12 protein-coding genes are annotated in these 9,372 nt (G+C 56.5%); 8 read left to right on the plus strand and 4 right to left on the minus strand.

Annotated elements, in window-relative coordinates; genetic code table 11:
- Positions 1 to 39 precede the first annotated feature (39 nt).
- The 7 genes from PMI18_RS04290 (at position 40) to PMI18_RS04265 (ending at position 6,386) form a co-directional block, all read left to right on the plus strand.
- Entirely contained in the window at positions 40 to 744 is a 705-nt protein-coding gene (locus tag PMI18_RS04290; protein WP_007906046.1) for a murein L,D-transpeptidase catalytic domain family protein, read from the plus strand.
- A gap of 145 nt (positions 745 to 889) precedes the next feature.
- On the plus strand, positions 890 to 2,683 hold the full coding sequence (locus tag PMI18_RS04285) for a copper resistance system multicopper oxidase (RefSeq protein WP_007906048.1): 1,794 nt from the start codon (positions 890 to 892) through the stop codon (positions 2,681 to 2,683).
- Between the two features lie 10 nt (positions 2,684 to 2,693).
- Entirely contained in the window at positions 2,694 to 3,584 is an 891-nt protein-coding gene (locus tag PMI18_RS04280; RefSeq protein ID WP_007906053.1) for a copper resistance protein B, read from the plus strand.
- A 55-nt stretch (positions 3,585 to 3,639) separates the two neighbouring features.
- Entirely contained in the window at positions 3,640 to 4,023 is a 384-nt protein-coding gene (copC, locus tag PMI18_RS04275) for a copper homeostasis periplasmic binding protein CopC (RefSeq protein WP_007906054.1), read from the plus strand.
- A gap of 3 nt (positions 4,024 to 4,026) precedes the next feature.
- Entirely contained in the window at positions 4,027 to 4,950 is a 924-nt protein-coding gene (copD, locus tag PMI18_RS04270; protein ID WP_007906055.1) for a copper homeostasis membrane protein CopD, read from the plus strand.
- Between the two features lie 148 nt (positions 4,951 to 5,098).
- Positions 5,099 to 5,437, plus strand: a complete 339-nt coding sequence (locus PMI18_RS0129825) for a hypothetical protein (RefSeq protein WP_033036851.1) — start codon at positions 5,099 to 5,101, stop codon at positions 5,435 to 5,437.
- 157 nt (positions 5,438 to 5,594) lie between these two features.
- Positions 5,595 to 6,386, plus strand: a complete 792-nt coding sequence (locus PMI18_RS04265; RefSeq protein WP_007906056.1) for a transporter substrate-binding domain-containing protein — start codon at positions 5,595 to 5,597, stop codon at positions 6,384 to 6,386.
- A gap of 132 nt (positions 6,387 to 6,518) precedes the next feature.
- Here PMI18_RS04265 and PMI18_RS04260 read toward each other — a convergent pair whose 3' ends face one another.
- From PMI18_RS04260 to PMI18_RS31130, 4 genes are all read right to left on the minus strand, one after another.
- Positions 6,519 to 6,716 carry a hypothetical protein gene (locus tag PMI18_RS04260; RefSeq protein WP_007906058.1) on the minus strand — a complete coding sequence of 66 codons (198 nt, stop codon included), beginning with the start codon at positions 6,714 to 6,716 and terminating at the stop codon, positions 6,519 to 6,521.
- 155 nt (positions 6,717 to 6,871) lie between these two features.
- Positions 6,872 to 7,327, minus strand: a complete 456-nt coding sequence (locus tag PMI18_RS04255; RefSeq protein WP_007906061.1) for a type VI secretion system amidase immunity protein Tai4 — start codon at positions 7,325 to 7,327, stop codon at positions 6,872 to 6,874.
- Positions 7,327 to 7,827 carry a type VI secretion system amidase effector protein Tae4 gene (locus tag PMI18_RS04250; protein ID WP_007906063.1) on the minus strand — a complete coding sequence of 167 codons (501 nt, stop codon included), beginning with the start codon at positions 7,825 to 7,827 and terminating at the stop codon, positions 7,327 to 7,329. The genes PMI18_RS04255 and PMI18_RS04250 overlap by 1 nt, the downstream gene beginning before the upstream one ends.
- 179 nt (positions 7,828 to 8,006) lie before the next feature.
- Positions 8,007 to 8,144, minus strand: a complete 138-nt coding sequence (locus tag PMI18_RS31130; protein ID WP_157221689.1) for a hypothetical protein — start codon at positions 8,142 to 8,144, stop codon at positions 8,007 to 8,009.
- A gap of 303 nt (positions 8,145 to 8,447) precedes the next feature.
- Between PMI18_RS31130 and PMI18_RS31135 the strand changes: the two genes are divergently transcribed.
- The coding region (locus tag PMI18_RS31135; protein ID WP_007906074.1) for a hypothetical protein at positions 8,448 to 9,372 on the plus strand (925 nt) is incomplete at its 3' end.

The raw sequence follows: 9,372 nt of genomic DNA on the forward strand, positions 1-9,372 counted from the left end.
CGCGCTGCTAGACTCGAAACAATCAGATGAGACTTGCATATGGCCCTAGACCGCTTCGGCTTTTTAATGACGGCCCTGTTGCTGACCGCTTTTACCTTACCGGCAGCCTACGCCGATTCGCTTGAAGCCGCGCTGATCAAAGCGGCCCCCAATGCCAACGCCAAGGTAATTGCCTTGGCCGTACGCGCTTCCCAATGCAGCCGGGCCCGGAGTGCGGCCCCGGCTCAAAGACTAGCAGTGATCGATTATTCCCTGCCCTCGACCGCGCAGCGTCTTTGGGTGTTCGACCTTAAACAACGCAAGTTGTTGTTCCACGAACTGGTCGCCCACGGTCGCAACAGTGGCGAGAACATGGCCCGCCAGTTCTCCAACCGCAATGCCAGCTTCGCCACCAGCTTGGGTTTGTACCGAACCCAGTCCAGCTATATCGGGCAGAACGGCTATTCGTTGCGCATGGAAGGTTTGGAGCCGGGTTTCAACGACAATGCTTTCGAGCGGGCGATCGTTATTCATGGCGCGCCCTATGTCAGTCCGGATCTGGCGCGAGCGAATGGCCGGATTGGCAGAAGCCTGGGTTGCCCAGCGGTGAGGCCTGCGATTGCACATCAGTTGATCGACTCGATGAAGGATGGGCAGCTGTTGTTTTCTTATTATCCGGATCAGCGCTGGTTGAAGTCTTCCTCGTATATCAATTGCGGTAACGCCACCGTGGCGGACTCGTCCAAGCCGAACAGAAGTCATTAAACACAGAGTGAAACTGTCAGAAATGTAATCTTGGCCTCAGTCTGCTGAAAGGCGCCGCCCGTTAGCCTTCACCTCATTAAGTTCTCCTCCCTCCGCTCAGGATGGATTTGAGGGCTTCATCAGGCTGACGGATGGGAAAAACGGCATGCATTCCAACACCTCAAGACGCACCTTCGTGAAGGGCCTTGCCGCAGGCGGGGTTCTTGCTGGCCTCGGGCTGTGGCGCACGCCGGTCTGGGCGGTCACCAGCCCCGGCGAACCGAGCGTACTGGTCGGTACCGACTTCGACCTGTTCATCGGCGAAACCCCGGTCAACATCACCGGCAACCCTCGAACAGCGATGACCATCAACGGCGGCATTCCCGGCCCCTTGCTGCGCTGGCGTGAAGGCGACACGGTCACGCTGCGAGTGAAGAACAAACTCAAGGACAGCACCTCGATCCACTGGCACGGCATCTTGCTGCCCGCCAACATGGACGGGGTGCCAGGGCTGAGCTTTCACGGCATCGAGCCGGACGGGATGTACGTCTACCAATTCAAGGTCCGGCAAAACGGCACTTACTGGTATCACAGCCATTCCGGCTTTCAGGAACAGTCCGGGGTTTACGGGCCATTGGTGATCGACGCCAAGGAACCGGAGCCTTTCCAGTACGACCGTGATTACGTGGTGATGCTCACCGACTGGACCGACGAAGACGCCGTCGGTCTGATGAAAAAACTCAAGAAACAATCCGATTACTACAACTACCACAAGCGCACCGTGGGCGATTTCATCCACGACGTCAGCGAGAAAGGCTGGGGCTCGACAGTTGCCGATCGCAAGATGTGGGCCGAGATGAAGATGAACCCCACCGATCTGGCCGACGTCAGCGGTGCCACTTACACCTACTTGATGAACGGCCAGGCGCCGAACATGAATTGGACGGGGGTATTCCGCCCCGGCGAAAAGCTGCGACTGCGCTTCATCAATGGCTCGTCGATGACCTACTTCGACGTGCGCATTCCGGGTTTGAAAATGACCGTGGTCGCCGCAGATGGCCTGCACGTCAAACCGGTGAGCGTCGACGAGTTCCGCATCGCAGTGGCGGAGACGTTCGATGTGATCGTCGAGCCGACCCAGGACGCCTACACCCTGTTCGCGCTGTCGATGGACCGAACGGGTTATGCGCGAGGCACCCTTGCGGCGAAGGCCGGGTTATCGGCGCCGGTTCCTCCGCTGGATCCGCGACCGCTGGTGACCATGGATGACATGGGCATGGGTGGGATGGATCACGGCAGCATGGGCGGCGATATGGCGGGTATGGATCACAGCGCCATGCCTGGCATGTCGGGCATGGACGGCGGTGACATGCAGGGCATGGACAGCATGGCCGGAATGGATCACAGCAGCATGGCCATGGGCGCCATGGCCGGCATGCAATCCCATCCCGACACGGAAAAAGACAACCCGTTGGTGGACATGCAAGCCATGAGCACCTCACCGAAACTCGACGACCCGGGCCTGGGCCTGCGCGACAACGGCCGTCGCGTACTGACTTACTCCGACCTGCGCAGCACCTTCGAAGACCCGGATGGCCGCGAGCCCGGTCGCACCATCGAGTTGCACCTCACCGGCCACATGGAGAAATTCGCCTGGTCGTTCAACGGCGTGAAGTTCTCCGACGCCGAACCGCTGCGCCTCAAGTACGGCGAGCGAATCCGGGTGGTGCTGGTCAACGACACGATGATGACTCACCCCATTCACCTGCACGGCATGTGGAGCGACCTCGAAGACGAGAACGGCCAGTTCATGGTGCGCAAACACACCATCGACATGCCGCCGGGATCAAAACGCAGCTATCGGGTCACCGCCGACGCGCTCGGTCGCTGGGCCTATCACTGCCATCTCCTGTACCACATGGAAATGGGCATGTTCCGTGAAGTTCGCGTGGAAGAATGAGGCGCTACCCATGACCAGACTGAATCGCTCTACCCGCCTCGCTTTGGCACTCGCTGGCCTCACGGCTTCTTCGGCCATGGCCGCCACCGACGACATGCAGGGCATGGATCATAGCCAGATGCAGGGCATGGATCACAGCCAAATGCAGAGCATGGACGACGGCCAGATGCAGCCCGCCGCGCCAACCCAAAGCCGCACACCGATCCCGGTATTGACCGACGCCGACCGCGCCGCCGTGTACGCCAGCCCCGCCGGCCACAATGTGCATGACACCGCGCTCAACTATTACTTCCTCGCCGACAAACTCGAATGGCAAGACGCCGACGACGGCAGCGCGTTGGCCTGGGATCTGTCCGGCTGGATCGGCGGCGACATCGATCGCCTGTGGCTGCGCTCCGAAGGCGAACGCGTCAATGGCAAAACCGAAGACGCGGAAGTCCAGGCCCTCTGGGGTCACGCCATCTCCCCCTGGTGGGACGTGGTGACCGGCGTGCGCCAGGATTTCAAACCCGGCGCCCCACAAACCTGGGCCGCCCTAGGCGTGCAAGGCATGGCGCTGTACAACTTCGAAGCCGAGGCCACGGCCTTCATCGGTGAAGGTGGCCAAACCGCCGCACGACTGGAAGGCGACTACGACATTCTGCTCACCAACCGACTGATTTTGCAGCCGACCGCCGAGCTCAACGTCTACGGCAAAAACGACCCGCAACGGGGCATCGGCTCCGGGCTGTCCAACACCGAAGCCGGCCTGCGCCTGCGCTATGAAATCCGCCGGGAATTCGCGCCCTACATTGGCGTGACCTGGAACCGCACCTACGGCAAAACCGCCGATTACGCCAAGGACGAAGGCGAGGACCGCAGCGAAGCCCGCCTCGTGCTCGGCGTTCGGTTGTGGTTCTAAACGCTTTAACTCAAAAACCTAACAACCAACCGCTTAAAGCGGTAAGAGGCCTTGCATGCGCACCATCAAAACCACCGCTGTTGCCATCGCACTTTCAACCGGGCTGCTCATGAGCGCACTGGCTCAAGCCCACCCAAAACTGCTCTCTTCCACCCCGGCCGAAGGCGCGGACGGCGCAGCGCCGAGCAACATCGAACTGCACTTCTCCGAAAACCTCGTGACCCAGTTCTCCGGCGCCAAACTGGTCATGACCGAAATGCCCGGCATGGCCCACTCGCCCATGCCCATGAAGGCCAAAGTTTCCGGCGGCAGCGACCCGAAAACCATGGTCATCACCCCGCTCTCGCCATTGCCCACCGGCAGCTACAAAGTCGAATGGCGCGCCGTGTCTTCGGACACTCACCCGATCACCGGCAACGTTACGTTCAAAGTGAAGTGATTGATGAGCGACTCGGTCAGCATTGCCCTGCGCTTTGCGTTGTATGTGGATTTGATGCTGTTGTTTGGGGTGGCGCTCTTTGGGCTGTACAGCCTTAAAGGACGGGAACGGCTGTCGGGAGCGGTATTGCCGTTTCGGTCGATGTTGGCGGGGACGGCAGTGCTGGGTGCGCTGCTGTCCGTCGCCAGCATGGTGATGATGGCGAGTGCCATGAGCGGGGAATCGGAGTTCGCCGAGCTGCGTCCGCACATCGAGATGATGGTGCTTGAAACGGACGTAGGGTTGGCGTGTGTGGTTCGCATCGTTGCGCTGGTGATTGCTGGTTTAGCGGTGATGCTCCGTGCGCCTGGTTTCAGTTTGCTGGTCGCGGCTTTTGCTGGCGGTGTCGCCCTCGCCAGCCTGGCCTGGAGCGGGCACGGGGCGATGGATGAAGGCAGTCGTCGTTTCTGGCATTTCACGGTGGACATTCTGCACCTGCTGACGGCAGGGGCCTGGCTTGGCGCATTGATGGCGTTTGCGTTGATGGCGAAGATTAATGCGCTGCAAACCGAAGCGCGCATCAAGTTGTTGGCTCGCGCTGTTAATCGATTTGAGGTGATTGGCGCGGTCATCGTGGTGCTCATCACGGTGACGGGGGTTGTGAATTATCTGTTCATCGTTGGGCCGAAGCTGGATGAGGTGTTTCTCAGTACTTACGGGGTTTTGCTGTTTATCAAAGTGGTGCTGTTTGCCGGGATGCTTGTACTTGCCGCGTTGAACCGGTTTCACCTTGGGCCGTTACTGGAGCGATCGTTGCGGGACGGGCAATACGCCGTCGCCACTAATGCGTTGCGGCGTAGCGTGGTGGTGGAGTTAGCGGCTGCGGTGGTGATTGTGGGGTTGGTGGCCTGGTTGGGGACGTTGAGTCCGCAGATGGACGCTCTGTAGGGAATGAAGCATCCGATGACCGGCCAGGCAGTCAGTGGACAGGGTGAGAGTCCTTTACTAGCGTCTAACCACCAGATTTCAAGCCATGGGGTTCAACACCCAAGCGCCAAGGTGAAAATGCGGCGCAATTATCGAAAGGAGATCGAAAATGGCTGACGTACTGAAAGTGGTGGATGTCGACTTAAAACTACTTAAATCAAACCCACCGCAGCTACATATATCGGCAATTGGTCTGGTGGGTTCTGCTGGATGGACAAACCCGAGATTGGAGCCACGGTTCTATATTCAGTTTCCGCCAGACGGCATTCAAGACTTTGATTTTGTTGCTGATCCGCCCAAAGGGATTGTTATACAGCCCGTCCTTCCCATCGCTGCATCAGAACTTTGGGAAAACCCGCCACTCAATATACTCAAGGGAGTAAGAATCCACTCTGCTACCAACTGCATTGAAGCGTATCTTGAGACTTCAAGGTCTTTGTCGCTTTAACAATCAACTAATGTGGAGAGATACGTGTCGGGCCTTGCCTGACACGTATCACGCGCTGGAGTGAATGGGGTATTGGGACAGTGGATGACAGCCGAGAAGCGCTTTCACTACACTGACTCCCGCTTGAACCCCACTCCATCACAAAAGCCCGATAACAATGAAAACCATAAAAAGCACCATGATGCTCTGTGGCCTGCTCGCGTTAGCCTGCGGCGTTCAGGCAGAGCAAAGCCCTTCCCATCTCGACACCGTCCTGCAACAAGGCCAACTGCGCGTTTGCACCACAGGCGACTACAAACCCTATACCTTCAAAGGTGAAGACGGCGAATACTCGGGGATCGACATCGCCATGGCCCGCTCGTTGGCCGACAGCCTGGGCGTGAAGGTTGAGTGGGTCCAGACCACCTGGAAAACCCTGATGCCCGACATGCTCGCGGGCAAATGCGACATCGGCGTCGGCGGCATCTCCGTCACCCTGGAACGCCAGAAAAAAGCCTTCTTCAGCACCACCCTGGATGTCGACGGCAAAATCCCGCTGGTGCGCTGCGAAGATCAGGCGAAATACCAAAGCATCGAACAAATCAACCAACCTTCGGTTCGCCTGGTCGAACCGGCCGGCGGCACCAACGAAGCCTTCGTCCACGCCTTCCTGCCCAAAGCGCAATTGAAGCTTCACGACAACGTGACCATCTTCCAGGAGCTGCTGGATAAGAAAGCTGATGTGATGATTACCGATGCTTCGGAAGCGCTGTACCAGCAGAAACTCAAACCAGGTCTGTGCGCGGTTAACCCGACGCAATTTATGCAGTATGGGGAGAAGGCTTACCTGCTGCCGCGCGATGACATTAGCTGGAAGTTGTATGTCGATCAGTGGCTGCATTTGGCCAAGGTGACGGGGAATTACCAGAAAATTCTGGGTCAGTGGATAGCGGTGCCAGAGGGTAAATAGCCCGCTGCTATCCATTCCATGTAGCAGCTGGCGAAGCCTGCGTCCGGCTGCGCAGCAGTCGCAAAACCAGAACTCACGAAGCATCAGGTAAATCACGCAACGGCGAAAACACCCCAGCCGTTGCGTCACTCCTTAGTCGTGCAGCAACCCTGAGCTGTATTCATTAAAGCTGTTACCGATAGCGCTCCCACCAAAGTTCACCTTGTTGGCGCTATGGCCATCAAACTGTTGGCAATCTGCTGAGAAGCACGTGCTGGTGCTCACACCCGAACAGGCGCTCAAGAGCAAAGCACCGGCGATCAGCACGACTTTGAAGAGGTTCAGGATCATTTTTCAGTTCCCTTGGGCTAGAAGCATGGCAACACGACCTTAGGTCATCATCCTATGCCGCAAGCCCGTCAAACTTGATGAAACATTGCTGAGTGACAGCGTTGGTTCAGCTGCCATCATCGTTACGGCTGCTCATCGTCAATCGCAGTGCAGGGTCACTCCTTTTGGGGGCGCGGCGGGTTGTCCTGACGATAGGTATGCTGGGGGTTGATGACCAATTGCCTGACCTGGCTGTCCAACTCTTTGCTGTGATACAGGTCCAGGCATTTGAGCAGCTCAAAGCGAACGCCTTGACGCTCTGATTCGACCAGTGGATTGTGATAAACACGAGCCAGAAACTGGTCAACCAGAGGTCTACCGGCTTGAGGTGCTTGCTCCAGATCGAAATAGGTCCAGTCCATAAGCGCACTGGCACTGCTTCCGGCGTCCTGGGCGGCTTTAGGTTCGCTCTTGTAGGCTGTAGCGATGCAGTCTGCCAGCACCATATCCTTGTAATTTTGCGCGTAGGTGCGCCCGCCTGCCTGTGGGGAGTTGGTCGGATCATCCTTGGACCAACTGTTGGAAGGCGCGGTAGCCCAAGCCAGTACCAAGACCGCAGTCAAATATTTCATCAAGACAAACTCCAGAAGTTTGCGCGGTCGGTTTGATAGTTCATACCCGGCTCATTGAAATAGCAGTGGTCATAACACATTCTCCCGTCAAACAATGTGGCATGCCCCTGAGCGTCCGACCAGCCAGAAACTTCAAACAAAATAAGCCCTTTCCGGCCTGCCAGGGTGCCGCCATCTGCGGCTGGGTATTTGACCGTCTCGGCACTTCCCCATTGCTGTTCCAGATAGGCAATCAGGCTTTTGACGCGATAAAAGTACCAGCGCTTGTCAGCGCCAGACACGGTTTCGCCAACTATTCGCGGTATGAGTGAGCCGGAGTAATTGAGGATATAACTCATACGTACCGCGCACGTGTTGACCCACCTTAGGGCCGGATCACGGCTGTTAATGTTCATTGCAACATTGCCGCCAATGACTGTCGCAACTTTTTCAGATGGATTGACGGTGTCGTAAATCCGTTGAGATGCCGCCCACGCGCTGGAAAATGAGGGTGGAATCATGTTTCATCCTTGAGTTTAGGAAGCAGAAAATCTGCAGCAGTTTAATCCTTCATGCTTGAGGTGACATAGACCTGAATGACGGGGTCATGAAGGTGTGTTGCGCGGAAGACTCCAGAAGATGAAGCAAATGGGCGACCTCTTCAGGTCGCCCATCTTCATTGCGGCGACTACACCTGCGCTTACAAGCGCCGCCCCATCACATCCAGCAAATCGCAGCCATCGCGCAGCGGAATCGCCAACACCCGCGCGAAGTCCTGCAGGAGCAATGCATCACGACTGATGCCTTCGCCCCACAGAAAGGGTGTCTCAGCAACCAACTCCCGGGCCCGTTGGGGATTTCATACCGCTTAGCCATCGTGGTCTCCTGCCTTCGATGGGCGCGAACTCTACCGAATATCGGTGTTCAAGTGCGCTGACGGCGATTTCAAAGGATTTCGCACAGAACATAGTGCCATGATTCTTGTGCTCCGGTTATCACCCGAGAGATCTTCGGCGATCCGATGGACGACGACATGGCACTGGACTACCCTTGGCACTGTGCCATCATCCAGGCTTGAGGGCTAAGCGCCTAGCCACTGATAGCCATCGCTCCCAGCACACACGCAGATATGGAGATCGCTGTGAAGAAAATAATAATACCAATCGCCTTAATACTCTCTGGATGCTCGATCCCTAACCCAAAGCAATTTTCAACAGCGATAGACGAACTGAAGCTTGTCCAGTCCGGCAGGTCCAACGACATTATAGACGAGGGGAGTTTGAAGCCAGAAAGCCTAGAGGATTTGTTCAACCAAACAGACTTGGGACTGAGTAATAGAAATAAGGTGCTATCACGCCTGATGGCAAAATCAGACATCAACTGCAATAAATTTATTGAGGCTGTTGACAGTAAAAGGGCCAACACCAATATTGCTTTGGGATTTTGGTCAACCGCTACTGCTACAGCTGCGGCAATTGTAGCAGGGCGAGCAGGACAGAACTTGGCCGGCGTCTCTGCTGTTACATCTGCAACAGCTCAATCAATAAATGACGAACTATTCTCTGGTATTTTGATGCCCAACATTGTCAAGGAAATCAAAATATCTCGGGAAACCCTGCGTGCAAGAATTTCAACTAAATTCCAAGAAAGTGAAACTACCTACACATACCACATGGCCGTTTCCGACGCTATTTATTACCATAATCTATGTTCAATTACAGTCGCACTCTCTGCACTTGTAAACAAAGCATCCGAACAAGACGCAAGCAGACTGATTACAAAGGATGAGATGCTAGGCTCTATCGATTCAGAGATTCAGCGAATACAGAACTCCATACTCAGCAGCGACCTTGGCCTTAGTACAGATCAAAAAGACAGCCTCAGAGCCGAGTTGGTTAAGCTCTCTCAACGCCGGTCTGAACTTGTGAAGATGTACGCACTACCGGCATACCAGAGCGGCGGTCGCGGTGTGACTGGTGGTGGCGCAGCTGGCGGTGGCGCAGCTGGCGGTGGCGCAGCTGGCGGTGGCGCAGCTGGCGGTGGCGCAGCTGGCGGTGGCGCAGCTG

The organism is Pseudomonas sp. GM102 (assembly GCF_000282555.1).
Taxonomy (GTDB): Bacteria; Pseudomonadota; Gammaproteobacteria; order Pseudomonadales; family Pseudomonadaceae; genus Aquipseudomonas.